The sequence below is a fragment of the Methylobacterium sp. Leaf466 genome (genome assembly GCF_001425565.1).
Lineage (GTDB): Bacteria > Pseudomonadota > Alphaproteobacteria > Rhizobiales > Beijerinckiaceae > Methylobacterium.
The window spans coordinates 188440-211602 of sequence record NZ_LMRC01000023.1 but is presented as its reverse complement, the minus strand read 5'-3'; the positions used below and the strand labels follow the sequence as shown (position 1 = coordinate 211602).

Here is a 23163-nt window from a genome sequence, read left to right as displayed (position 1 = left end):
GCCATCGACCCGGCCCGGATCGACACCCTGGAGATGCGCCTGACCGAGCAGGACCGCATGCTCGACGACCTCAACCGCACCATCACCGAGCAGTGGCGACTGATCGACCGCCTGACGCGCCAGGTCGCCGCCCTCACCGAGCGGGTCGAGGAAGCCGGCAGCCGGGCCTCCGGCAGCGCGCCCGAGCCGCCGCCGCCGCATTACTGACGTCGAGGGTGCCCCCGGGGCGGGCTGCGGACGGTTCACGGTCTCGCCGGTGGCTTCAGGACGATTGCGTCACGAACTTCGTGGCGAGGTAGCCGTCGAGGGCTTCGGACCCGCCCTCGCTGCCGTAGCCCGAATCCTTCATGCCGCCGAACGGCGTCTCCGGCAGGGAGATGCCGTGGTGGTTGATGCCGATCATGCCGCTCTCGACCCGCGCCGCCACCTGCGCGGCCCGCGCGGCCGAGCGCGTGTAGGCATAGGCCGCCAGGCCGTAGGGGAGACGGTTGGCCTCGGCGAAGGCCTCCTCGTCGTCGGAGAACCGCTGGATGAGGGCCACCGGCCCGAACGGCTCCTCGTTCATGATCCTGGCCTCGCGGGGAACCTCGGTGAGGACGGTGGGGGCGAAGAAATGGCCGCGGTTGCCGATGCGGCCACCCCCCGTCGCCACGCCGGCGCCCAGCGCCACGGCATCGGCGCACAGGGCCTCCATCGCCTCCAGGCGCCGGCCGTGGATCAGCGGTCCCATCGTGGTCTCGGGCGCCAGGCCGTCGCCGACGACGAGGCCGCGGGCCCGCTCGACGAAGCGGTCGCGGAACGCCGCGAACACGCGATCCTGGACGAGGAAGCGCGTCGGGGCCACGCAGACCTGCCCGGCGTTGCGGAACTTGTTGGCGGCCAGCACCTCCACCGCGCGCTCGACGTCGGCGTCGTCGAACACCAGGGCCGGGGCGTGCCCGCCGAGTTCCATCGTCACCCGCTTCATGTGGCGGCCGGCAAGGGCGGCCAGTTCCTTGCCCACCGCGGTGGAACCCGTGAACGAGATCTTGGCCACCACCGGATGCGGGATCAGGTAGGACGAGATCGCGGCCGGATCGCCGAACACCAGGGACAGCACGTCCCCCGGCACGCCCGCGTCCAGGAAGGCGCGCACCAGGGCGGCGCAGCTCGCCGGCGTGTCCTCGGGCCCCTTGAGGATGACGGAACAGCCGGTGCAGAGGGCCGCGGAGATCTTGCGGACCGCCTGGTTGATCGGAAAGTTCCAGGGGGTGAAGGCCGCCACCACGCCCACGGGCTGGCGCAGCACCACCTGCTGCACCTGCGGCAGGCGCGAGGGGATCACCCGCCCGTAGGCCCGCTTTCCTTCTTCCGCGAACCAGTCGATCACGTCGGCGGCGGCCAGGGTCTCGATGCGCGCCTCGGCCAGGGGCTTGCCCTGCTCCAGCGTCATGATCCGGGCGATGTCCTCGACGCCCTCGCGCAGGGTCTCGGCCGCGCGCCTCATGATCTTGGCGCGGTCGAACGCGCTGACCGTCCGCCAGGCGGCAAAGCCGCGCTCGGCCGCGGCCAGCGCCCTGTCGAGGTCGTCCGTCGTCGCCACGGCCAGCCGACCGAGCGCGTCGCCGGTGGCCGGGTTGAGGACGGGCAGGGTCTGGCCGCCCGAGCCCGGCGTCCAGGCGCCCGCGATATGCAGATCGATGTCCGGATACATGATGAGCGGTGACCCTCGCTGCGCCGGCCAGCGCGCCGACCCGCCCCATGTGATCCCCGAGGCGCCGGGCGGCAAGCCGGATGTCGCCGGTGCCGCACACCGGTGCCCACGGCAAGGCCGGGGCAGGCTTCGCCATCGCGTCGAAACCACGATGGGCCCGATGACGGGCGCTTTTTGACATGGGCCCGACAGACTATCCTTGTTCGAACTGCGGGAATGACTTGGTGCACGACTCATTCGACAGCATCGCGGGATATCGGCGAGTTTTTTATCGTAAGTTAAGGTTTGATCGCTAGTGATCGGACTGCGCAGTCCAAGCTTGCCTGCCGGCGAGCGTCCCTCCGGTGTCGGCTCTCGGCGGGTCCGCGCGAGGCACGAGCCCGGCCGACAACCAACGCCAGATCGCCGCCGACACCGATGGATCGAATCGCAAGACGGATCGCCTGCAACCGCGGAAGCACCGCCGTCGAGTTCGCGCTCGTGGCTCCGATGCTGCTCCTGACGATCGTCTTCGTCATGGTGGTGGGAACTGGGCTGTACCTCAACCAGGAACTCGACAACGCCACGGCGCAGGCGTCGCGGTCGATCATGACCGGTTCGGCCCAGGCATCGTCCATGACCCAGAGCACGTTGACCAGCAACATCTGCGGCCGGCTTCCCAGCGCGATGGATTGCGCCGACCTGATCGTCAACCTCTACATCGTTCCCAAGTCGGGAGGGCCCGGCGGATACTACACCTTCGTGAAAGACGATGTGAGCGGTCTCAAGATCCCGGACCTGACCCCCGGCGCGGGGACATTCAACATGGGCGTACAGGGCGACTACCAGTATCTGCAGGTCATCTATCCGATCCGGGTGCTGCCGTCCTTCATGACGACGATGCTCGGAAGTACCCAGTACAAGGGGTCTCCCGCCTATCTCGCCGTGTCGACCGCCGTTTTCAGAAACGAAAAATACTGATGGCCGGCCGGGCGATACCGATCGGAGCCTTCCTCCGCGATCGCAAGGCGATGGCCGCGATCGAGTTCGCGCTCATCATGCCGATCCTCTTCGCGATCATGCTGGGGGGGATCCAGGTCGTCTCCTACACCAACGCGGCGCGGCGGGTGGATCTCCTCGCCCGATCCATCGGCGAGATGATCTCCCAGGCCGTTCCCCCGGCCGGGGCGTCGGAGGCCACCGTCAATGCCCTCGACCTGCACTTCGCCTACGACGCGGCCCTGGTGACGTTTCCCTACGTGATGGCCGACGCCAAGCAAAAGGGCGTCCAGTGGTGGCAGAACATCGCCATCAACTTCGCCAGCATCCGCTTCACCCCGGTCTCGGGAAACTGCCAGGCGTCGGCCGATCCGAGCTCCTGCCGGGAAGCCTCCGTGGTCTGGACCAGTACCGGTGTCCATGGAGGGGGCTTTCGGACCTGCACGCCCAAGCAGACGCCGGTCGACGACACGAATCCTCCCTCGGCGACGACCCTGCCGCGGTCGATCTTCGGGGCCGCCTCCATCGTCGTGGTCGATGTCGTGTTCACCTTCAAGCCGACGTTCGGCGAGAACTTCGTGCCTGCGATCAAGATCGCTCGCACGGCCTACATGCAGCCGCGCTATGCGACGCTCATCAATTACGACACGACGAACAGCGACGGGATCGGTTCGAAATGCTGAAGCTTCCGGGTCGGACCGCATCCGCCAGATCTCGCTCGTCGTCGATCCGGAGCAGGATCGAGGGTAGTGTCGGGATCATCTTCGCGTTCACCCTGATCCCCGTGATCGGCATCGTCGGGCTCGGCATCGATTACGGCGTCGCCACCAGCAACAAGGCGAAACTGGATCGTGCGGCCGATGCCGCGGCGGTGGCCGCGGTCGTGACGGCGAAGACGTATCTCGCCAACAATCCCACCCAAACCGGCGTGACGACCAAGGCGATCGCCGCCGGGATCGCCCAGGCCACCAGTGTCTTCAAGGTCAACGCGGGCAACATCTCGCTCGGCACGTACCAGCTGCAGACGCCTCAATTGACGCGCACGGGGCAGACGTTCCGATCGACGGTCACCTACACGGCCGTCGTGCAGAACAGCTTCGGGCGGATCTTCAACGTCCCGACCGTGAACCTCCAGAACACGACGTCCGCCGCCGCCGACGTGTCGAGCTACCTGGACTTCTATCTGATGGTCGACGTGTCCGGCTCGATGGGGTTGCCGACGACGGCCGCCGGCATGACGACCCTGGCCAGCAAGAACGACGATATGTACGACGACTACAAGCAGGGCTGCCAGTTCGCCTGTCACTTTCCGGACAGGAAGGGTTGGACCCTGGCGGCCGGCAAGATCCAGCTGCGATCCGACGCCGTGAACTCGGCGGTCTGCTCGCTCCTCGCCCGCGCAGCCACTTCCAGCGTCACCGATCAATATCGCGTCGGGATTTATCCGTTCATCAATCAGCTGGCGACGCTGTCGCCGCTGACGAGCAACATCTCCTCCCTGAATACGGCAGCCCAATGTGGTTCGTCATGGCCGCTCGCGTTCACGAACCTGCTCGACACCGGAACCACGCAACTCTTCACGGCGGGGGATCCGACCACCGGGACGGGAAGTGGAGGAACCCACTTCGACGATGCGTTCAAGAAGATGCGCACGACGGTCTCGAAGTTCGGCGACGGCTCGACCGCGTCGGTGCCGAAGTCATTTATCTTCGTGATCACGGACGGGATGCAGAACGATCAGCACTATTTTGTGAAGAAAAACAGCAGCAGCCCTTATTCTTACCCCGGCAGGCCTTCCACTTTCCCTGGTCACGGCGATGCCTGGTGGGACGGCTCCAAGCCGTCTAAGATGGACCCGAAGGAATGCCAGGCGTTGAAGGACGACGGTGCCACGATCTCGATCCTGCATATTCCCTACAACCAGATCGCTTACGTCGATCGCGGCGGTGGAGTGGCTTGGGAGAACGGGATCGTGAACGGGTTCAGCCCGACCCTCGACGTGCCGTTGAAGGCCTGCGCCTCGCCCGGCTTCTTCCGGACGGCCAACACGCCGGCCGACATCACCGCCGCGCTGAACGCCATGTTCGACCAGGCCGTCCAGGTCGCCCACATCACGCAGTAGCGCCGACGCCCCTCGGCCGCGTCACAGGATGAAGCGGCTGAGATCCGTGTCGGCGGCCAGGCTCGCGACACGCTCGCGCACGTAGTCCGCATCGATCGGGACGGTCTCCCCGGACCGGTCGGTGGCCGTGAACGAGATCTCGTCGATCACCCGCTCCAGCACCGTCTGCAGCCGGCGGGCGCCGATGTTCTCGACCGAGTTGTTGACGTCCACGGCGACGCGGGCCAGCGCGTCGACGGCGTCGTCGGAGAACTCCAGGGTGACGCCCTCGGTGGCCATGAGCGCGACGGTCTGCTTGATCAGGCTCGCCTCGGTGGTGGTGAGGATCTGCTTGAAGTCCTCCACCGTCAGCGGCTGCAGTTCGACGCGGATCGGGAGCCGGCCCTGCAGTTCGGGCAGCAGGTCGGAGGGCTTCGAGACGTGGAAGGCGCCCGAGGCGATGAACAGGATGTGGTCGGTCTTCACCGGCCCGTGCTTGGTCGCCACCGTGGTCCCCTCGATGAGCGGCAGCAGGTCGCGCTGCACGCCCTCGCGCGAGACGTCGGCCGAGGAACGGCCCTCGCGTGCGCAGATCTTGTCGATCTCGTCGAGGAAGACGATGCCGTTCTCCTCGACCTCGCGGATCGCGTCCTGGGTCAGGGATTCGGCATCGACCAGCTTGTCGGATTCTTCGGCCAGCAGCGGCGCATAGGCCTCGCGCACGGTCATCCGGCGCGGCTTGCCCTTGGCGCCGCCGAAAGCCTTGCCGAGCATGTCGCCGAGGTTGACCGCGCCCATGGCGGCGCCGGGCATCCCCGGGATCTCGAACATCGGCATGCCCGAGGCCGCCGCGCCCGACAGCTCGATCTCGACCTCCTTGTCGTCGAGCTCGCTGGCGCGCAGTTTCTTGCGAAAGCTGTCGCGCGTCGCCTGGCTGGCGGTGGGGCCGACCAGGGCGTCGAGGATGCGGGCCTCGGCGGCCGCCTCCGCCTTGGCCTGGACGCCGCGGCGGCGATCCTCGCGCTTGAGGCCGATGCCGATCTCGACGAGGTCGCGCACGATCTGCTCGACGTCGCGCCCGACGTAGCCGACCTCCGTGAACTTGGTCGCCTCGATCTTGAGGAAGGGCGCGCCCGCCAGCCGGGCGAGGCGCCGCGCGATCTCGGTCTTGCCGCAGCCGGTCGGCCCGATCATCAGGATGTTCTTCGGGGCGACCTCCTCGCGCAGCGGCCCGGTGAGCTGCTGGCGGCGCCAGCGGTTGCGCAGCGCGATGGCGACGGCCCGCTTGGCGTTGTGCTGGCCCACGATGTAGCGGTCGAGTTCGGAGACGATCTCGCGGGGAGAGAAGGTGGTCATCGGGTTCCGGGAAGGTGGGCGAGAGGATGGGGCAGCCGGGCGGAGAGGCCGCGCGGAAGGAGGCGCAGGACGAGCCCGCGCAAGGGATGCCAGCCCGCGCTCAGAAGGAGCACGAAGGCGCCCAGCGCCAGGAGGCTCAAGGGGAGCGAGCGGCTGGCGAGGCCCGCGTCGCGGATCAGGGTGCCGAAGGCGACCGCGGTGTAGACCATCGCCGCCACCAGGATCGCCCGCCGGTCGGTGATCAGCGCCACGAGGGCCAGGATCAGCACGATGGCGAGGACCGCCAGCGCCGCCGTGGAACTCGTCGCCCCTTGCGTGACCGTGACGAGGTTCGAGAGCACCGGATGGACGATCAGCGGCGCGGCCAGAAGATGCAGCCAGAACGCGATGTCGGTCTTGCGGCCGGACCTGTGCGGATCGGCGAGGTCGTAGCGCATCGCCAGGGCGAAGACCGCCAGGCCCGCGACGACGAACAGCGCGTCGCTGTGGCGCGCCGCAGCCTCCGGCGCCGCGGCGAAGGCCAGCCCGAGCAGGGTGGCGGCGAGGGCGGCCGTTCCCGCCGCGATGGTGACGGGGACGGCGAAGCGCCGGAAGTGCAGGGCGCAGAGGGCCAGCGTCCCGAGCCCGGCGATGGCCAGTCCGCCCGGGTTCGCGGCGCCGGAGCCGAAGAGGTCGAGGGCCGGAACCCAGCCGCCGAGCCCGCTTCCGTCACCGAAGGCGAAGGCCAGCGCCGAGAAGCTGGCTCCGGCAAAGGCCAGCAGCAGGACGATGCTGGGCAGCGCCATCCGCCGGCGGCGGGTGAAGAACTCGGCCAGACCCCAGGCCATCGCGGCGACGAGGACATGGCCGACCAGCGCCCCGGCGACCTCGGTGCCGATGTAGGCGGCGGTGCCGAGGAACAGGACGAGGCCGATGGTGACGAAGATGTCGGCAAAGCCGGTGACGAGCCGCAGCTGCTCGTCGTCCCGTGCCGCCTCGGCGGGGAGCGCCGGGTCGTCGACGGTCTCCCGCGACAGGCCGGCGAGGTCGTGCGCCTGGGCTTGGGTGATGATTCCGCGGGCCACCGCCCGGTCGAGGAGCGCCGTCTCGATCATCGGCCGCCCCCGGGCAGGGACGGCCGAGCCGTGACGGCGGCGTGGGGGACGGACGGAAACGGGGCTGGTTGGCGTCGCACCACCGGGACTTAAGCCCGACGGCGCCGGCTTTCCAGGCTCTGCTCGTTAGGCTGCGCTCGATCCGGCCCGTCGAACCGGCCGCTCTCAGGCCGCGCGCACGCCGCCCACGAAGTGGTCGACCTCGCCGGCCACCGCCTTCGACTGCCGCACGAGGCCGCGGGCCGCGTCGAGGACCTGGGAGGCGCGGGCGCCGGCCTGGACCGCGGCCTCCTGCACCTGGTTCATCGTCTCGGTGACGGCCTGGGTGCCGCGGGCCGCGTCGCTGACGCTGCGGGCGATCTCCTGGGTGGCGACCTGCTGCTCCTCCACCGCTGCGGCGACGCCGATGGCGATGCCGTGGACCGTGCCGATGGTGGAGCCGATCTCGGCGATGGCGTTCACGGTCTCGCGGGTGGCCTCCTGGATGGCGGCGATCTGGGTGCCGATCTCGTCGGTGGCCTTGGCGGTCTGCGAGGCGAGTTCCTTCACCTCGGCGGCCACCACCGCGAAGCCGCGCCCGGCCTCGCCGGCCCGGGCCGCCTCGATGGTGGCGTTCAGGGCGAGCAGGTTGGTCTGGCCGGCGATGTTGGAGATGAGGGCGACCACGTCGCCGATCCGGGAGGCGCTGTCGGCCAGGGCCTGGACGCGGGCGTTGGTCCGCTTGGCGCTTTCCACGGCACCGGCGGCGGCGGCGGAGGTCTGGGCGACCTGCATGCCGATCTCGTTGGCGGTGGCGGCCAGCTCCTCGGTGGCGGCGGCCACCGACTGGACGTTCATGGCGGTCTCGTTGGCCGCCGACATCACGGCGTTCGACTGGCGGTTGGTCTGGTCGGCATCGGCGGCCATGGCCTGGGCGGTGCGTTCCATCTCGGTGGCGGCGGTGGCCAGCGTCCGCACCAGCTCTCCGACGCTGCCCTGGAAGCCGTCGGCCAGGGACGACATCTCGGTGCGGCGGCGGTCCTGGGCGGAGGCCGTGACCTGGTCCTGGTGCGCGCGCAGGGTGGTGCTCTCGCGCATCGTCGCCGCGAAGACCGCCATGCTCGCCCAGATCGCCCCGATCTCGTCCTTGCCGGCCTTGACCGGCGGCAGGTCGTGGTCGCCCGCCGACAGGCGCCCGATCGCCTGGGAGACCTGGGTGAGGGGCCGGGCGATCATGCGGTTGCCGACGATGCCGCCGATGAGAAGGCTGCCGAGGCCGCCGGCGATCGTGATCCCCACCAGCAGCATGAAGCGCTGGTCGTAGAGCACGTCGGTCTGGCGGTCGATCGCGTCCACCGTCGCCCGGCCGCTCGTGACCAGGGCGTCGATGCTGTCCTGGAAGGCCTGCCGGTTGGCGCGGTTGAGTTCGTTGAAGCCCTGTGCCGCCGCCGCCGCCGGTGCGACCTCGGTGCCCAGGCGCGCCGTCTCCTTGCGCAGGACGGTGAAGTCGGCCGCACCCGTGACGACACGGTCGAACAGGACGCGCTCGCTGTCGGGCACGGTGGGCGCCCATTCGGTGAGCAGGGCGTTCATGGCCGAGAGGTTCTTGAGCAGGCGCTCGGCGTACTTCTTCGCGTCGGCGGTGTCCTTGGCCGCGTAGATGCCGCGGGCTTCAACCACCACGCCGGTGACGAGGCGGTTGAGGTTGGCCGCGTTGAGGGCGCGCTGCGAGGCCTGCTTGGCCTCGGTGATCGCGGTGTTGAAGGTGCTCAGGGTCGACAAGCTGATCGCGGCGATCACCACCGTCATCAAGCTGCAAGCAGCGACGAACACCAAGATTTTAGACCGGATCCGCATCGCCGCTCTCCATCGGGCACCATTCGATGGACCGACATAAAGGTAGAGGCTTTGCGACAGGGTTAACGAAGACAGAGATCGCTCAAACGGATTCGCTACTCAGGGATTCGATCACGAGATTCTCATTTGTGTAAACGCAAATTTCGGCTGCGATACCCATCGCCCTTCGCACGATGGCTTCGGCGTCGTGCTCGCCGTCCTCCAGGGCCCGCGCCGCGGCCAGGGCGTAGTTTCCGCCCGAGCCGATCGCCATGACGCCGCGCTCCGGCTCGAGGACGTCGCCGGCCCCCGAGAGCAGCAGGCTCACGTCCTTGTCGGCCACCAGCATCATCGCCTCGAGCCGGCGCAGGTAGCGGTCGGTGCGCCAGTCCTTGGTCAGCTCGACGCAGGCGCGGGTGAGTTGGCCCGGGTACTGGTCGAGCTTGGCCTCCAGCCGCTCGAACAGCGTGAAGGCGTCCGCCGTCGCCCCGGCGAATCCCCCGATCACCGATCCCTTGGCCAGCCGCCGGACCTTGCGGGCGTTGCCCTTGACGATGGTCTGCCCGAGGCTGACCTGGCCGTCGCCGCCGATGACCACGCGCCCGCCCTTGCGGACCATGAGGATGGTGGTGGCGTGCATCTGCGGCGGGCCGGATTCGGAATGGGGCAAGGATCGCTCCGTGGCGGATCGAAGGGCTGGCGGGAAGAGATCGGCGGTAGGTGGGCGTGCGCGGGCCGTTCGTCCAGTTCGCGGGCACCACGCCCCCAGCGCCTCCGGACTCGATCGCGGCCGCTTCAGGCCGCGGTCCGCTCCTGACAGGCGCCGCACTCGCCCTCGACCTCGAGGATGCGACCGGAGGGCTTGAAGCCGGCCTGCACCAGGGTGCGGTCGAGGGCGGTCTCGACGGCCGGGGCCGTGGTCTCGTCGATGGCTCCGCAGGTGCGGCAGATCAGGAAGACGAGCTTGGCCGACTCGCCGTGCTCGTGGCCGCAGGAGACGAAGGCGTTGCGGCTGGCGATCCGGTGGACGAGGCCGTGCTCGCCCAGGAAGTCGAGGGCGCGGTAGACCGACACCGCCGCGACCCGGCGGCCCTGGGCGCTCAGCCGCTCGGCGATGTCGTAGGCACCCATCGGCCGTGTCTGGGCGGCGACGGTCTCGAGGACGTCGCGGCGCAGGCGGGTGAACTGCAGGTCGCGGTCCCGGCAAAGGCGCTCGGCCCGCGCCACCACGTTCGCGCCGCAGGCGCCATGCCCGGCACCGTCCGATGATCCGGTGGCGTGGTCGTGCATCCCGTTGTCCCTAGCCTCTGTTCTCGCCGTCGTCCTCGGACCCGTCCCGCCGGAGCACCCCATCCCCGACCGGCCGGGAGCGCGGCCCCGGGCCGATTGAACCCGGCGGGTGTTACAGTGTATCAGCCCTGAACCATAATCCGACGCTCCCGTTCGGGCAAACGACCTCCCAAGACCCGAACCGGCGACCCGACCCCAAGACCCGACCCCAAGACCCGACCTCATGATCCGAACCCGTGACCGCATGACCGTTCCGCGCCGTTCCCTGTTCCAGGCCAGCGCCCTCGCGCGGTTTTCCGCCGCGGGCCTGTTGAGCGGCCTGCTCTGGGTCGCGATCGTCTGGGCCTGGCAATGACGCGGACGGTGACGAGCGGCGCGCCGATGTCGCGTCCGCCCCCCGGCGACATCGTGCTGCGGGGCGTCACCCTCGGCTACGACCGGCACCCGGCGGTGCATCACCTCGACGGGACGGTTGCGGGCGGCGCCCTGCTCGCCCTCGTCGGCCCCAACGGGGCCGGCAAGTCGACGCTCCTGAAGGGCATCGTCGGCGAGATCGCCTGCCTCGACGGGGCGATCGCGCGGCCGGGCCGGGCCGACACCATCGCCTATCTGCCGCAGGCGGCGGAGATCGACCGCAGCTTTCCCCTCTCGGTGCTCGATCTGGCCGCCATGGGCCTGTGGCGGCGCTTCGGCCCGTGGCGGAGCCTGCGTCGGCACCGGCCGGACCTGCTCGCCGCCCTGTCGGCGGTCGGCCTCGACGGCTTCGCCGATCGCCCGATCGGGACGCTCTCGGGCGGGCAGTTCCAGCGCGCCCTGTTCGCCCGGCTGATCCTGCAGGAGGCCTCGGTCATCCTCCTCGACGAGCCGTTCTCGGGGGTCGACGGTCGCACGACGCAGGACCTGCTGGCGCTGATCCGGACCTGGCACGGCCAGGGCCGCACCATCGTCGCGGCCCTGCACGACCTCGGCCAGGTCACGGCGCATTTTCCCACCACCCTGCTGCTCGCCCGCGAGCCCGTGGCCTGGGGGCCCACCGCCAGCGTCCTCACCCCCCGCAACCTCGCCCGGGCCCAGAGCCTGTCCGAGGCCTGGGACGAGGGGGCGGCGATCTGCGCGCGCGACGACCACCACGGCCACGGCCCGCTTCCCCCCGGCGCCGCCGGAGACGGCCATTCGCACGGGCCTTCACACGGGGACGGGCACGGCCCGCATCGGCACGACCACGGGCACGACCACGGGCACGACCACGGGCACGCCGCGTGATCGACCTCGTCTTCGGACCGTTCCTCGAATTCGCGTTCATGCGCCGCGCGTTGGTCGGCTGCCTCGCCCTGTCGCTGTCGGCCCCCCCCGTGGGGGTGTTCCTGATGCTGCGGCGCATGAGCCTCATGACCGAGGCGATGAGCCACGCGATCCTGCCCGGGGCGGCGGTGGGCTTCCTGGTGGCCGGCCTGTCGCTGCCGGCGATGACGCTCGGGGGGCTGGCCGCCGGCCTCGCGGTGGCGCTGCTCGCCGGGTTCGTCACCCGCTCCACCGTGATCAAGGAGGACGCGAGTCTCGCCGCCTTCTATCTGATCTCCCTGGCCGCCGGCGTCCTGCTCGTGTCGCTCAGGGGCTCGCAGATCGACCTCCTGCACATCCTGTTCGGCACGGTGCTGGCGCTCGACGACCCGGCGCTGCTGCTGCTGGGCGGCATCGCCACGGTGACGCTGTTCGCGCTGGCCGCCCTGTACCGGCCGCTGGTGATGGAATGCGTCGACCCGCTGTTCCTGCGCAGCGTCAGCCGCGCCGGCGGGCCGGTGCATTACGCCTTCCTCGGCCTCGTGGTGATGAACCTCGTCGGCGGCTTCCAGGCGCTCGGCACGCTGCTGGCGGTGGGGCTGATGCTGCTGCCCGCGATCACCGCCCGCCTCTGGGCGGCGGACCTCAGCGGCCTGATCCCGGTCTCGATGGGTCTCGCGATGATCGCCAGCCTGACGGGCCTGAGCCTGTCGTACCACGCCGACCTTCCCACCGGCCCGGCCATCGTGCTGTCGGCCGGGGCGCTCTACCTCGTCTCGCTGCTGGTGGGCACCCGCGGCGGCCTGCTCCTCAGGCTCCTGCGCCGGCGCCACCTGGAGGCCTGAGGGCCCGGCGTCCGATCGCTACAGGCTGAGCAGTTCCATGATCCCGGTCACGATGGCGTAGACGAAGCCGGCGTTCAACAGCACGCCGATGACGCCGACCCCGAGGCCGACCATCACCACGAGGCCGTCGCGCTCGACGAGGCCGAGGCCCACGAGGCAGATCGCGATCCCCAGCGGGATCTGGCCGATGAAGGGTGCGGCCACGATCAAGGCCAGCGACAGCGTCAGGACGATCAGCCCGACAGTGCGCATGCCCAGCGGCGTCTCGAACAGGCTGAGGCGCGGCCGCGACCACCGCTCCAGCCGCCGCAGCAGCGGCACCGCCCGCTTGGCTGCGCGCTCGACGTCGCTGCGCGCCACCGAGCGCCCGAGCAGCATCTTCGGCAGCCACGGCGCGGCCATGCCGATCATGATCTGGAACGCCACGAGGAGGAGCAGCAGACCGCACACCAGCGGGATCGGCGGCGGCATCGGCAGGCAGTTGGGCAGGCCGAGGATGACGATGAGGAGGGCGAAGGCGCGGTCCCGCAGGACGGCGACGATGTCGCCGACGGTCAGCCTGTCACCTTCCTGCGCCGCCAGGACGGTGAGGACGTCGGATGTTCGTGCGCCTGAAGTCAAGAAGATCGGCCATCGGCTGCTGTCCCGGCGCGGGCTCTATCCTAGTCGGGCCCCGACGCCAAGCGGCGGCCGCCGGTCGGCCATGCCCGGTACCGATTCGGCGGGCGATCCGGGACCGGGCGGTCATTGGAACCGGGTGACGCAACCTGAGGTATAGAAACAAGACAAATATCGATCAGGTCAATAAAGGCGGTGAGTTTGTCTGCGGTCCGCCGGTTCGGCACAGCGTGTACCGCAGAAAAACGCGATATCGATTGAGTTGCAACGAGAAATACGATGCAATCTGGAGGTCGGCCGTCCCGCGGCGGCCTCTGCCAGGAGCATCGTTCCCGTGGCCGCACCGACGGTCCGTCGCCGATCCCGCCGCCGGGCCCTGAGGACTCTCCTGATCGTCGCCCCCGTCCTCGGCGGGGCGGCCTCGGCCCGGGCCGGGGAGTATCCCCTGTCGACGGTGATCTTCGGGAGCCTCGAGGCCGGGCCGTCGGGATTCGTCACGGTCGGCGCCAAGGTCGCCGCGGACCGGATCGACCGCGACGGGTTCGTGGCCCTCGCCAGCCTCGGGACCGGGCGCCGAGGCGAGCGCGGACCCTCTCTCGCCGGGGCTCGGCCGACCATCCTGACGCGCTGGACGATGCTGGGAGCGGCCCTCGCCGGGTATCAATGGGTCGCCGACTGGGGCGTCGTCGCACTCTTCGCCGGACCGGAGGGGTCGATCGAGAGCCTGTCGGGTCCGGGAGGAGCCGCGTTCCTGCCGGCCCGGCCGGGCCTGCGCATCCACGGCGAGGTCTGGGCCCGTCCGAGCGAGGACACCCTGCTCACCGCCACGCTGATCCTCGGCTCGGCCCGCGGCCATGCCTGGGGCCGGCTGTCGTACGGGTGGCGCGCCTGGGGCGCCTCCGTCGGGCCGGAGGCGGCGCTCTACGTCGACGAGACCGGCTACCGCAAGACCAGCCTCGGCCTCCACGCCACCGATCTCGAAGTCGGCGATCTGCGTTGCCGCGTCTCGGCCGGCGTCCTCATGGAGAGCGGGCGGGCGAGCGCCGGCCCCTACGTGTCGCTGACCCTTTGGAGGCCGCTGTGAGGTCTCCCGGGGGCGGCCGGCTCTCGAGGCCGTCGAGGAACCTCTGCGCATCGGCCACGATCTCGGCCCGGCGCGTCTCGTCCATCCGGGCGAGGTTGCGATAGGGCATCCCCATGCGCGGATTGGGTTCGAGGCGCTCCGCGTTCTCGATCAGGAAGTTCCAGTAGAGATAGTTGAACGGGCAGGCCTCGGGCCCGGCCTTGGCGGATACGTCGTAGGTGCAGGTGCCGCAGTAGTCGGACATCCGGTTGATGTAGGCGCCCGACGCCGCATAGGGTTTCGAGCCCATGACGCCGCCGTCGGCCCAGAGCGCCATGCCGTGGACGTTGGGCAGTTCCACCCATTCGTAGGCGTCGGCATAGACGACGAGGTACCATTCCTCGACCTGGGCGGGCGCGATCCCGGCCAGGAGCGCGAAGTTGCCCGTCACCATCAGGCGCTGGATGTGGTGGGCGTAGGCGTGGGCTCTGGTCTCGCCGATGCATTGGGCGAGGCAGTTCATCCGTGTCTCGCCGGACCAGTAGAACCACGGCAGGTCGCGCTTGGCGGCCAAGGCGTTCGTGGCCGCGTACTCGGGCATCCGCGCCCAGTAGAGACCGCGCACGTACTCGCGCCACCCGAGGATCTGGCGGATGAAGCCCTCGACGCAGTTGAGGGGCGCCGCACCCTCCTTGTAGGCGCGTTCGGCCGCGAGGCAGACCTCCTCCGCCGTGAGCAGGCCGGCGTTGAGGGCCGGCGAGATCAGCGAATGGGCGAGGAACGGCGCGCCGGTCTTCATGGCGTCCTGGTAGTCGCCGAAGGTCGGCAGGCAGTCGGCGATGAAATGCGCCAGCGCACTCAAGGCGTCCTGCCGCGTCACCGGCCAGCCGAATCCGTCGAGGTCGCCGAAATGCTCGGGGAAGCGGGCCTCGACCAGCGCCAGGACCTCGCGGGTGACGGCATCGGGGGCAAAGCGCGGGCGCTCGGGCGGGCGGTGGCCCTTGGGCAGGCGCTTGCGGTTGTCATGGTCGAAGTTCCACTGCCCGCCCGCCGGCTCGCCGTTCTCCATCAGGAGGCCGGTGCGCTTGCGCATGCCGCGATAGAACGTCTCCATCCGCAGGCTGCGGCGGTCGCCGGCCCACTCGGCGAACTCGGCGCGCGGACACAGGAAGCGGTTGTCGGGGCGGATCTCCACCGGCACGGCGAGGTCCTCGCGCCAGGCCTCCATCATCGACAGTACCCGCCACTCGCCGGGCTCGGTGACCACCACGCGGTCGCAGGCGTGGCGTGCGAGCGCGCGCTCCAGCTCGCCGGTGAAGGATCCTTTATTGCCGGGGTCGTCGAGGCGGACGTAGTCGACCCTCAGTCCCTCGGCCTCGAGCTCGGCCGCGAAATGGCGCATGGCCGAGAACAGGAAGGCGATCTTCTGCTTGTGGTGGCGGACGTAGGTCGCTTCCGCCATCACCTCGACGATGAGGACGACGTCGTGGTCGGGGTCGCAATCGGTCAGGGTCGACACCCGGCGATGGAGCTGGTCGCCAAGGACGAAGCGCAGGGTCCCCAAGGGCTCAGCCCTTGGTGCGCAGGGTGGAGCGGCCGCCGTCGGCCCCGATCACCTGCCCGGTGATCCAACCGGCCTCCTCCGAGACCAGGAAGGCGGCCAGCGCACCGACGTCCTCGGGCGTGCCCAGGCGCTGGAGCGCGTGCATCGCGGCGATGCCCGAGGCGAGGGTCTCGTTGGAGGTGATGGCCGTGGCCAGCGGCGTGCGCGTCAGCGACGGCGCCACCACGTTGATGCGCACCTGCGGCGCGAGCTCGGCGGCCAGCGACAGGGCCAGCCCCTCGACCGCACCCTTGGCCATCGCCACCGAGGCGTGCGCCGTGAAGCCCTGCGAGACCGCCACGGTGGAGAACAGGACGACGCCGGCCCCCGCCGCGCCGGCCCCGGCCTTGAGGGCGGGTGCCGCGGCCTGGACCGCCAGGAAGGCGCCCAGCGCGTTGATGCGGAAGTCGGTCTCCGCGTCCTGCGCCGTCAGCCGTGCCAGCGGGCGCAGGGTGATGGTGCCCACCGCATAGACGAGGCCGCCGAGTTCGCCGCCCGCCTCCTCGGTCACCCGCGAAAAGAACGCCGGATCGGTGACGTCGCCGGCCGTGACGGTGGTGTCCCCGAGTGCCTCGGCGAGCTCGGCGAGGCGGGCCGCATCGCGGGACGCGAGGTGGAGCGGAACGCCGCGGGCGCGCAGGGCCCGCGCGGTGGCGGCGCCGATGCCTCCGGTGCCCCCGTAGATCACCACTCGCTTCATGCCCGCTCCCATTCCCGTCCAGACAGGCTAGGTAAGGCGCAAGCGTCCGCTGGGGACCCCACCCCGCGCCGCGACACCCGGTTGCGGCGTCGCAGGCGACGGCCACCCTCCATCGACCGATCGAGACACCTCATGAAGTTCGCCTTCGCCGGCATCGATTTCCTCGGGGGCGTGTTCGATGCGCTGATCGAGACGGGCTGGACACCGATCAAGCTGTTCACCCGGCCCTGCGACGGGCTCTACGACCACAACGAGGCGGTGGTGGCCCAGGCCCGGCGCCACCGCGTGCCGATGCAGCTCTCCCGCCTCAAGGTCGCCGATCTGGACGCCCTGGCCCAGGTCCACGGGCGGGACTGGGCCCTGGTGGTGGCCGGCTATCCCTGGCTGGTGACCGGCTGGCAGGGGCGGGCGGCCTACGCCCTGAACGTCCACCCGTCGCCGCTGCCGGTCGGGCGCGGACCCTATCCCCTGTTCCGCGCCATCGCGGACGGCCACGAGCGCTGGGGGGTGACCGCCCATGTCCTCGGCGAGGCCGGCTTCGACACCGGCGACATCCTGGCCCGCGACCACTTCCCGCTCACGCCGGCCGACACCCACGAGACCCTGCTGGCCAAATGCCAGATGGCGGCGCGGCGGATCGCGCTCGGGCCGGTCGCCCGGGAGCTGCCCGCCCGCTGGCGGGCGGCCGAGCCGCAGGGGGAGGGCTCCTATTGGGCGCGGGTGACGGATGCCGACCGCACCCTCGACTTCCGGGCGGGGGTCGACGCGGTCCTGCGCCGGGTCCGGGCCTTCGGCACCATCGAGACCATCGCCCGCCTCGGCGACGGCCGCGTCTACGTCGCGCAGGCCGAGGGCTGGCACGAGGCGCATCGCCATACGCCCGGCACCATCGTCAACCGCTACCGCCGGCAGGTGGTGGTGGCCGCCAGGGACGGCTACGTCCAGATCCTGCGCTGGAGCCCGGTGGCGGCGAGCGACGTCGGCCAGATCGGTCGGTGAGCGGACAATAAAAAAAGCAAGGCGAATGCCTTGCTTTTTAAGACGGTGCTCTCGTTTCAGCCTTGAATTATCTCACGCCTTGCTGGCGCGGCGGCTGACTGTTCCTCCCGAGACTCGGACCGCGCATTGCCTCTGGACAGCAACGCGACCATCGCGGCGCCGCTTATAGGAACAAGAATTCGTATTGTCACGCGGGCAGAGAAGGTTCCTTGCGTTTTTCTGCAACGGACGCGACAAACTGTCATGCCCGGTCGCCGGCATCGGTCGCGGACGGGGGAGGGCCCCGGCATCGGCGCCGAGCCGGCCGCAAACCGAAACCGTTGCCCGTCTACGCTTGTGTTTTTCCAGGGCAATGTGTTGTGTGCGCCGGCGTGCGCCCTCCGGGCCGTCGCGAGCTTTTCTCGTCAAGGCCGTCCATGCGTCTGTCCCGCTACTTCCTGCCGACCTTGCGCGAGACGCCCAAGGAAGCGGAGATCGTCTCCCACCGCCTGATGCTGCGCGCCGGGCTGATCCGCCAGGAAGCCGCCGGCATCTACGCCTGGTTGCCGCTGGGCCTGCGCGTCCTCAACAAGGTCTGCGACGTGGTGCGGGCCGAGCAGGACCGCGCCGGGGCGATCGAACTCCTGATGCCCACCGTGCAATCGGCCGAGCTGTGGAAGGAGTCCGGCCGCTACGACGCCTACGGCAAGGAAATGCTGCGCATCAAGGACCGGCACGACCGCGAGATGCTCTACGGCCCCACCGCCGAGGAGGTCGTCACCGAGATCTTCCGCGGCAGCGTGCGCTCCTACAAGGACCTGCCCAAGAACCTCTACCAGATCTCGTGGAAGTTCCGCGACGAGGTCCGCCCGCGCTTCGGCACCATGCGCTCGCGCGAGTTCCTGATGAAGGACGCCTATTCCTTCGACATCGACCAGGCGGCGGCACGCCACGCCTACAACCGCATGTTCGTCGCCTACCTGCGCACCTTCGCCGGGCTCGGCCTCAAGGCGATCCCGATGCGGGCCGACACCGGCCCCATCGGCGGCGACCTCAGCCACGAGTTCATCATCCTCGCCCAGACCGGCGAGAGCGAGGTGTTCTGCGACCGCGACTACCTCGCCTTCGACATCCCTCCCGCCACCACCGACTTCGAGGACGTGGCCGGCCTGCAGGGGACCGTCGACCGCTGGACCTCCCTCTACGCGGCCACCAGCGAGATGCACGAGCCGGCGGCCTTCGCCGAGGTCGCCGACGAGCGCCGGATGGCGGCCCGCGGCATCGAGGTCGGCCACATCTTCTATTTCGGCACCAAGTACTCCGAGGCGATGGGCGCCAAGGTGACGGGGCCGGACGGCGTCGACCGGCCGGTCCACATGGGCTCCTACGGCATCGGCCCGAGCCGTCTGGTGGCGGCGATCATCGAGGCCTCGCACGACGAGGCCGGTATCGTCTGGCCGGACGCGGTGGCGCCCTTCGACGTGGCGCTCATCAACCTCAAGACCGGCGACGGGGCCACCGACGCCGCCTGCGCCGAGATCCAGGCGATGCTCGAGGCCGGCGGCCTCAGCGTCCTCTACGACGACCGCGACGAGCGGCCGGGCGCCAAGTTCGCCACCGCCGACCTGATCGGCCTGCCCTGGCAGGTCATCGTCGGCCCGCGCGGGCTCGCGGAGGGCAAGGTCGAGGTCAAGCGCCGCGCCGGCGGCGAGCGCGAGACCCTGGCCCCGATCGACCTGCTCGCTCGCCTGAAGCGGGTCTGATGCGAGCGCAGGATCAGGACGCGACGCGCGAAGACGGGGAGCGGCTCGCCGCGTTCCCGATGACCTCCGGAACGCGCACGTCGCGGCTTTCGCGGCGTTCGACCGGGACGACGGGATCGGCATGAGCGCGCTCGCCAAGGTCACGGCCCGCCTCAAGGACCTGCCGTCCCGTTTCAAGCGGGGCGACACGCCCCCCTTCGCCGGGTTCGAGTGGATCCTCGCCGGGCGCTACCTGCGGGCGCGCCGCCGCGGCGGCGGCGTCTCGGTGGTGGCGTTCTTCTCGGTGCTCGGCATCACCCTCGGGGTCGCCACCCTCATCATCGTGCTCTCGGTGATGAACGGGTTCCGCAGCGAGCTCCTGTCCAAGATCGTCGGCATCAACGGCCACGTCTTCGTCACGCCGGTGGACACCGCCTTCACCGATTACGCCGATCTCGCCGACCGCCTGTCCAAGGTGGCCGGCGTGCGCTCGGCGATTCCCCTCGTCGAGGGCCAGGCCTTCGCCTCCTCGCCCTATGGCGGCAGCGGTGTGCTGGTGCGCGGCATCCGCGCGGAGGACATCGACAAGATCGGCGCCATCGCCAAGAACCTGCGCGCCGGAACGCTCGCCGGCTTCGACGACGGCACCGGCGTCGCGGTCGGCCGCCGCCTCGCGGAGGCGCTGGGCCTGCAGGCCGGCGACAACATCACCCTCTCGACCCCGAAGGGCGCCACCACCCCGTTCGGCACGGCCCCGCGCACCAAGGCCTACACGATCAAGGCGGTGTTCGAGATCGGCATGACCGAGTTCGACGCCACCTTCGTCTTCATGCCGCTGGCCGAGGCCCAGGCCTACTTCAACCGCGAGGGGGACGTCAGCCTCATCGAGGTCTACGTCGACAACGCCGACGCGGTCGGCGCCCTGCGCTCCGACCTGGAGATGGCCGCCGAGCGGCCGGTGGTGCTCACCGACTGGCGCCAGCGCAACCGCACCTTCTTCGGGGCGCTGGAGGTGGAGCGCAACGTGATGTTCCTCATCCTCAGCCTGATCGTGGTGGTGGCGACCCTCAACATCGTCTCCGGGCTGATCCTGCTCGTGCGCGACAAGTCGAGCGACATCGCGATCCTGCGCACCATGGGCGCCACGCCGGGCACGGTGATGCGGGTGTTCCTCATCAACGGCGCGCTCATCGGCGTGGTTGGCACGCTGGGCGGGCTGGCGCTGGGCACGCTCATCACCCTCAACATCAAGCCGATCCAGCGGGTGCTGTTTCCCACCGCCTGGGACCCGACGGTGCGCTTCCTCGCCGAGATCCCGGCGGAGATGAACGCCAACGAGATCACCGTCGTGGTGGTCACCTCGATCGCCCTGTCGCTGATCGCGACGCTCTATCCCTCGTGGCGCGCCGCCCGGCTCGATCCGGTGCAGGCCCTGCGCTACGGCTGAGCAGGGTCCGCAAAAGTGCCCCGCGGTTTTGCGATCAGAACCTGCGCCAAACCAAAAACTTGAGCGGGCGAGGTGTCGGTTTGCCGACGCCTTGCCCGCCGAGTGGACGAGAGGACACTTCCCATGCCCCCATCAGCCGAGGCGGCCGGCGACCAGCCGGTCCCGGCCCTGTTCTTTTCGCAGGTCGTGCGTCGCTACAGCCAGGGCCATGGCGCCCTGGAGATCCTGCGCGGCGCCGACCTGGCGATCTGGCCGGGAGAACTCGTCGCCCTGGTGGCGCCCTCGGGCGCCGGAAAGTCGACGCTGCTGCACATCGCCGGGTTGCTGGAGCGGCCCGACGGGGGCGAGGTCTACATCGGCGGCACCCCCACCGCGACGCTCGCCGATTCCGAGCGCACGCGCCTGCGCCGCGAGCAGATGGGCTTCGTCTACCAGTTCCATCACCTGCTGCCGGAGTTCTCGGCGCTGGAGAACGTGGTGATGCCCCAGCTCATCCGCGGCCTGAGCGGCAAGGACGCCAAGGCCCGCGCCACCGAGCTCCTGAGCTTCCTCGGCCTCAAGGACCGCCTGATCCACCGCCCGGCCGAACTCTCGGGCGGCGAGCAGCAGCGCGTCGCCATCGCCCGCGCCGTGGCCAACGGGCCGCGCCTGCTGCTGGCCGACGAGCCCACCGGCAACCTCGACCCGCACACCGCCGCCCACGTGTTCGGCATCCTGCTCTCGCTGGTGCGGGCCTCGGGCCTCGCCGCTTTGGTCGCCACCCACAACCTCGATCTCGCCGCCCGCATGGACCGGCGCGTCACCATCCGCGACGGTCTCATCGAGCAACTGGCCTGAGGGGCGGTGCCCTGGGTTTCTGACTGGCCTCAGGCGCCGGCGGCCGCCTCCGCGGCCTTGGCTATCGCTCCGCTCGACGCTTTATAGGACGGATATCCTACAAAGCCCGCTCCGCGCGGCGGTCGATTTGACCGGCGATCCGTCAAACCCTATCTGCGGCAGGGACGCGACGGCGGACGGCGACGGCCCGCGATCCCGCGGTTCGACCCCTTTTTTCCAGTCCGGTTACGTCATGGCCATTCGTCCCCTCGTCATCCTGCCGGATTCGCGCCTGCGTCTGGTCTCCGAGCCCGTGGGCGCGGTCACCCCCGAGGTCCGCGCCCTCGTCGCCGACATGCTGGAGACGATGTACGACGCCCCCGGCGTCGGGCTGGCCGCCATCCAGATCGGCGTGGCCAAGCGCATCGTCACCATCGACACCTCGAAGGACGAGAACGCCCGCGAGCCGCAGGTCTTCCTCGACCCCGTGGTGGTGTGGTCGTCCGAGGAGAAGCGGATCTACGACGAGGGCTGCCTGTCGATCCCCGAGTTCTACGGCGAGGTCGAGCGGCCGGACCGGGTCCGCGTGGCCTTCCGCGACCTCGACGGCGCGACGCGCGAGATCGAGGCGGACGGGCTGCTCGCCACCTGCATCCAGCACGAGATCGACCACCTCAACGGGGTGCTGTTCATCGACCACCTGTCGAAGCTCAAGCGCGACCGTGTCACCAAGAAGTTCGCCAAGGCGGCCAAGCGCGGCGAGGCCGCCTGAGCGTGCCGCGACCGCCCGAGGGGAAGCGCGCGTGAGACTGGTCTTCATGGGCACCCCCGCCTTCGCCGCGGCGACCCTCGAACGGCTGGCGGCCGACGGCCACACGGTCGCCGCCGTCTACACCCGCGCGCCGGCCAAGGCCGGGCGCGGCATGGCCCTCACCCCATCGCCGGTGCATGCGCTGGCCGACCGCCTCGGCTTGCCGGTGCTGACCCCGTCGAGCCTGCGCGGCGAGGAGGCGGCCGAGACCTTCCGCGCCCACGACGCCGACGTGGGTGTGGTGGTGGCCTACGGCATCATCCTGCCGCAGGCGATCCTCGACGCTCCCCGCCACGGCTGCCTCAACCTGCATGCCTCCCTGCTGCCCCGCTGGCGCGGGGCCGCCCCGATCCAGCGGGCCATCATGGCGGGCGATGCCGAGAGCGGCGTCGGCGTGATGCGGATGGAGGCGGGCCTCGACACCGGCCCCGTGGCGATGGAGCACCGCATCCCCATCGCTCCGGGCACGACGGCCGGCGCCCTGCACGACGCCCTGATGCCGGCGGGCGCCGATCTGATGGCCCGTGCGCTCGCGGTCCTGGCCCGGGACGGCCTCGCCCTGACACCACAGGCCGAGGACGGGGTCGTCTACGCCCACAAGATCACCAATGCGGAGAGCCGCATCCGGTGGGACCTGCCGGCCGAGGAGGTCGCCCATCACATCAACGGGCTGTCGCCCGCCCCCGGCGCGTTCTTCGAAGCCGACCTCGGCAAGGGCCCGGAGCGGGTGAAGGTGCTGCGCGCCAGGGTCGCGCCGGGGGCGGGGGCGCCGGGGACCCTGCTCGACGAGGTCTGCACCGTCGCCTGCGGCGAGGGTGCCGTCGAGCTGCTGGAACTGCGCCGCGCCGGCAAGGGCGGCGTGTCCACCGGGCCCGAGTTCGTCGGCGGCGCCCGGCTGGCGCCCGGATTCCGGCTGCCGTGACCCGACACCC

23 protein-coding genes are annotated in these 23163 nt (G+C 70.2%); 14 read left to right on the top strand and 9 right to left on the bottom strand.

The genetic code is table 11. The features are described 5' to 3' along the window. Positions 1-3: 3 nt before the first annotated feature. Positions 4-207 (top strand): SlyX family protein, encoded by a 204-nt coding sequence (locus ASG59_RS10530; protein WP_082494328.1) that lies wholly within the window; start codon positions 4-6, stop codon positions 205-207. A gap of 55 nt (positions 208-262) precedes the next feature. Here ASG59_RS10530 and ASG59_RS10525 read toward each other — a convergent pair whose 3' ends face one another. Continuing rightward, complete coding sequence (locus ASG59_RS10525; protein WP_056280743.1) at positions 263-1693, bottom strand: NAD-dependent succinate-semialdehyde dehydrogenase; 1431 nt, start codon at positions 1691-1693, stop codon at positions 263-265. Between the two features lie 417 nt (positions 1694-2110). Between ASG59_RS10525 and ASG59_RS10520 the strand changes: the two genes are divergently transcribed. Genes ASG59_RS10520 through ASG59_RS10510 form a run of 3 tightly spaced genes read left to right on the top strand, consistent with a single transcriptional unit; the run spans position 2111 to position 4793 of the window. Continuing rightward, on the top strand, positions 2111-2653 hold the full coding sequence (locus ASG59_RS10520; protein ID WP_056280740.1) for a TadE/TadG family type IV pilus assembly protein: 543 nt from the start codon (positions 2111-2113) through the stop codon (positions 2651-2653). A 50-nt stretch (positions 2654-2703) separates the two neighbouring features. Then, entirely contained in the window at positions 2704-3354 is a 651-nt protein-coding gene (locus tag ASG59_RS10515) for a TadE family protein (protein ID WP_244472233.1), read from the top strand. Beyond that, the gene (locus ASG59_RS10510) at positions 3348-4793 is read left to right on the top strand and encodes a pilus assembly protein TadG-related protein (protein ID WP_056280738.1); all 1446 of its coding nucleotides are present in this window, start codon (positions 3348-3350) and stop codon (positions 4791-4793) included. The genes ASG59_RS10515 and ASG59_RS10510 overlap by 7 nt, the downstream gene beginning before the upstream one ends. Positions 4794-4814: 21 nt before the next feature. On the opposite strand, the gene hslU is transcribed toward ASG59_RS10510, so the two are convergent. From hslU to ASG59_RS10485, 5 genes are all read right to left on the bottom strand, one after another. Further along, positions 4815-6128 (bottom strand): ATP-dependent protease ATPase subunit HslU, encoded by a 1314-nt coding sequence (hslU, locus tag ASG59_RS10505; protein ID WP_056408770.1) that lies wholly within the window; start codon positions 6126-6128, stop codon positions 4815-4817. Beyond that, on the bottom strand, positions 6125-7222 hold the full coding sequence (locus ASG59_RS10500; RefSeq protein WP_056408767.1) for a hypothetical protein: 1098 nt from the start codon (positions 7220-7222) through the stop codon (positions 6125-6127). The genes hslU and ASG59_RS10500 overlap by 4 nt, the downstream gene beginning before the upstream one ends. Positions 7223-7387: 165 nt before the next feature. After that, positions 7388-9058 (bottom strand): HAMP domain-containing methyl-accepting chemotaxis protein, encoded by a 1671-nt coding sequence (locus ASG59_RS10495; RefSeq protein ID WP_056408765.1) that lies wholly within the window; start codon positions 9056-9058, stop codon positions 7388-7390. 82 nt (positions 9059-9140) lie between these two features. Continuing rightward, entirely contained in the window at positions 9141-9677 is a 537-nt protein-coding gene (gene hslV, locus ASG59_RS10490; RefSeq protein ID WP_055879714.1) for an ATP-dependent protease subunit HslV, read from the bottom strand. Positions 9678-9832: 155 nt separating this feature from the next. Continuing rightward, entirely contained in the window at positions 9833-10327 is a 495-nt protein-coding gene (locus ASG59_RS10485; RefSeq protein ID WP_082523848.1) for a Fur family transcriptional regulator, read from the bottom strand. Between the two features lie 223 nt (positions 10328-10550). Between ASG59_RS10485 and ASG59_RS21430 the strand changes: the two genes are divergently transcribed. The 3 genes from ASG59_RS21430 to ASG59_RS10475 are packed head-to-tail and all read left to right on the top strand — an operon-like array spanning position 10551 to position 12453. Beyond that, on the top strand, positions 10551-10682 hold the full coding sequence (locus ASG59_RS21430; protein WP_274533812.1) for a hypothetical protein: 132 nt from the start codon (positions 10551-10553) through the stop codon (positions 10680-10682). Positions 10683-10708: 26 nt separating this feature from the next. Then, complete coding sequence (locus ASG59_RS10480; RefSeq protein WP_056408902.1) at positions 10709-11590, top strand: ABC transporter ATP-binding protein; 882 nt, start codon at positions 10709-10711, stop codon at positions 11588-11590. 38 nt (positions 11591-11628) lie between these two features. Next, the gene (locus ASG59_RS10475) at positions 11629-12453 is read left to right on the top strand and encodes a metal ABC transporter permease (protein WP_156387543.1); all 825 of its coding nucleotides are present in this window, start codon (positions 11629-11631) and stop codon (positions 12451-12453) included. Positions 12454-12471: 18 nt separating this feature from the next. On the opposite strand, the gene ASG59_RS10470 is transcribed toward ASG59_RS10475, so the two are convergent. Then, complete coding sequence (locus ASG59_RS10470) at positions 12472-13074, bottom strand: exopolysaccharide biosynthesis protein (RefSeq protein WP_055879706.1); 603 nt, start codon at positions 13072-13074, stop codon at positions 12472-12474. A gap of 331 nt (positions 13075-13405) precedes the next feature. Here ASG59_RS10470 and bcsS point away from each other — a divergent pair, with 331 nt between their 5' ends. Beyond that, positions 13406-14155: a cellulose biosynthesis protein BcsS gene (gene bcsS / locus ASG59_RS10465; RefSeq protein ID WP_244475691.1), complete on the top strand. Its 750-nt coding sequence runs from the start codon at positions 13406-13408 to the stop codon at positions 14153-14155. Here bcsS and ASG59_RS10460 read toward each other — a convergent pair. Then, the gene (locus tag ASG59_RS10460; protein WP_156399205.1) at positions 14091-15698 is read right to left on the bottom strand and encodes a cryptochrome/photolyase family protein; all 1608 of its coding nucleotides are present in this window, start codon (positions 15696-15698) and stop codon (positions 14091-14093) included. The two genes, bcsS and ASG59_RS10460, sit on opposite strands and share 65 nt — an antisense overlap. A gap of 4 nt (positions 15699-15702) precedes the next feature. After that, a complete protein-coding gene (locus tag ASG59_RS10455; RefSeq protein WP_056408764.1) occupies positions 15703-16437 on the bottom strand; it encodes an SDR family oxidoreductase in 735 nt (244 codons plus the stop codon). A 132-nt stretch (positions 16438-16569) separates the two neighbouring features. Between ASG59_RS10455 and ASG59_RS10450 the strand changes: the two genes are divergently transcribed. The 6 genes from ASG59_RS10450 to fmt all read left to right on the top strand — a co-directional run bounded on the left by ASG59_RS10450 (position 16570) and on the right by fmt (position 23153). After that, on the top strand, positions 16570-17436 hold the full coding sequence (locus ASG59_RS10450; RefSeq protein ID WP_055879696.1) for a formyltransferase family protein: 867 nt from the start codon (positions 16570-16572) through the stop codon (positions 17434-17436). A gap of 416 nt (positions 17437-17852) precedes the next feature. Beyond that, positions 17853-19178 carry a proline--tRNA ligase gene (gene proS, locus ASG59_RS10445; protein ID WP_056408761.1) on the top strand — a complete coding sequence of 442 codons (1326 nt, stop codon included), beginning with the start codon at positions 17853-17855 and terminating at the stop codon, positions 19176-19178. Positions 19179-19299: 121 nt separating this feature from the next. After that, the gene (locus ASG59_RS10440; protein ID WP_082494292.1) at positions 19300-20604 is read left to right on the top strand and encodes a lipoprotein-releasing ABC transporter permease subunit; all 1305 of its coding nucleotides are present in this window, start codon (positions 19300-19302) and stop codon (positions 20602-20604) included. A gap of 123 nt (positions 20605-20727) precedes the next feature. Next, positions 20728-21441, top strand: a complete 714-nt coding sequence (locus ASG59_RS10435; RefSeq protein WP_055879688.1) for an ABC transporter ATP-binding protein — start codon at positions 20728-20730, stop codon at positions 21439-21441. A 232-nt stretch (positions 21442-21673) separates the two neighbouring features. Continuing rightward, positions 21674-22192 (top strand): peptide deformylase, encoded by a 519-nt coding sequence (gene def / locus ASG59_RS10430; protein WP_056408759.1) that lies wholly within the window; start codon positions 21674-21676, stop codon positions 22190-22192. A gap of 46 nt (positions 22193-22238) precedes the next feature. Continuing rightward, positions 22239-23153, top strand: a complete 915-nt coding sequence (fmt, locus tag ASG59_RS10425) for a methionyl-tRNA formyltransferase (RefSeq protein WP_200945954.1) — start codon at positions 22239-22241, stop codon at positions 23151-23153. Positions 23154-23163 lie beyond the last annotated feature (10 nt).

Excerpts from the sequence above, each read along its gene's own strand:
- ASG59_RS10455 (WP_056408764.1), bottom strand. The coding sequence starts at position 16,437 with ATGAAGCGAGTGGTGATCTACGGGGGCACCGGAGGCATCGGCGCCGCC.
- ASG59_RS10515 (WP_244472233.1), top strand. The coding sequence starts at position 2,704 with ATGGCCGCGATCGAGTTCGCGCTCATCATGCCGATCCTCTTCGCGATC.
- proS (WP_056408761.1), top strand. The coding sequence starts at position 17,853 with ATGCGTCTGTCCCGCTACTTCCTGCCGACCTTGCGCGAGACGCCCAAG.
- ASG59_RS10485 (WP_082523848.1), bottom strand. The coding sequence starts at position 10,327 with ATGCACGACCACGCCACCGGATCATCGGACGGTGCCGGGCATGGCGCC.
- ASG59_RS10435 (WP_055879688.1), top strand. The coding sequence starts at position 20,728 with ATGCCCCCATCAGCCGAGGCGGCCGGCGACCAGCCGGTCCCGGCCCTG.
- ASG59_RS10525 (WP_056280743.1), bottom strand. The coding sequence starts at position 1,693 with ATGTATCCGGACATCGATCTGCATATCGCGGGCGCCTGGACGCCGGGC.
- ASG59_RS10475 (WP_156387543.1), top strand. The coding sequence starts at position 11,629 with ATGCGCCGCGCGTTGGTCGGCTGCCTCGCCCTGTCGCTGTCGGCCCCC.
- ASG59_RS10500 (WP_056408767.1), bottom strand. The coding sequence starts at position 7,222 with ATGATCGAGACGGCGCTCCTCGACCGGGCGGTGGCCCGCGGAATCATC.
- hslU (WP_056408770.1), bottom strand. The coding sequence starts at position 6,128 with ATGACCACCTTCTCTCCCCGCGAGATCGTCTCCGAACTCGACCGCTAC.
- ASG59_RS10450 (WP_055879696.1), top strand. The coding sequence starts at position 16,570 with ATGAAGTTCGCCTTCGCCGGCATCGATTTCCTCGGGGGCGTGTTCGAT.
- ASG59_RS10510 (WP_056280738.1), top strand. The coding sequence starts at position 3,348 with ATGCTGAAGCTTCCGGGTCGGACCGCATCCGCCAGATCTCGCTCGTCG.
- ASG59_RS10520 (WP_056280740.1), top strand. The coding sequence starts at position 2,111 with ATGGATCGAATCGCAAGACGGATCGCCTGCAACCGCGGAAGCACCGCC.
- hslV (WP_055879714.1), bottom strand. The coding sequence starts at position 9,677 with ATGCACGCCACCACCATCCTCATGGTCCGCAAGGGCGGGCGCGTGGTC.
- ASG59_RS10495 (WP_056408765.1), bottom strand. The coding sequence starts at position 9,058 with ATGCGGATCCGGTCTAAAATCTTGGTGTTCGTCGCTGCTTGCAGCTTG.
- ASG59_RS10480 (WP_056408902.1), top strand. The coding sequence starts at position 10,709 with ATGTCGCGTCCGCCCCCCGGCGACATCGTGCTGCGGGGCGTCACCCTC.
- fmt (WP_200945954.1), top strand. The coding sequence starts at position 22,239 with ATGGGCACCCCCGCCTTCGCCGCGGCGACCCTCGAACGGCTGGCGGCC.
- def (WP_056408759.1), top strand. The coding sequence starts at position 21,674 with ATGGCCATTCGTCCCCTCGTCATCCTGCCGGATTCGCGCCTGCGTCTG.
- ASG59_RS10440 (WP_082494292.1), top strand. The coding sequence starts at position 19,300 with ATGAGCGCGCTCGCCAAGGTCACGGCCCGCCTCAAGGACCTGCCGTCC.
- ASG59_RS21430 (WP_274533812.1), top strand. The coding sequence starts at position 10,551 with ATGATCCGAACCCGTGACCGCATGACCGTTCCGCGCCGTTCCCTGTTC.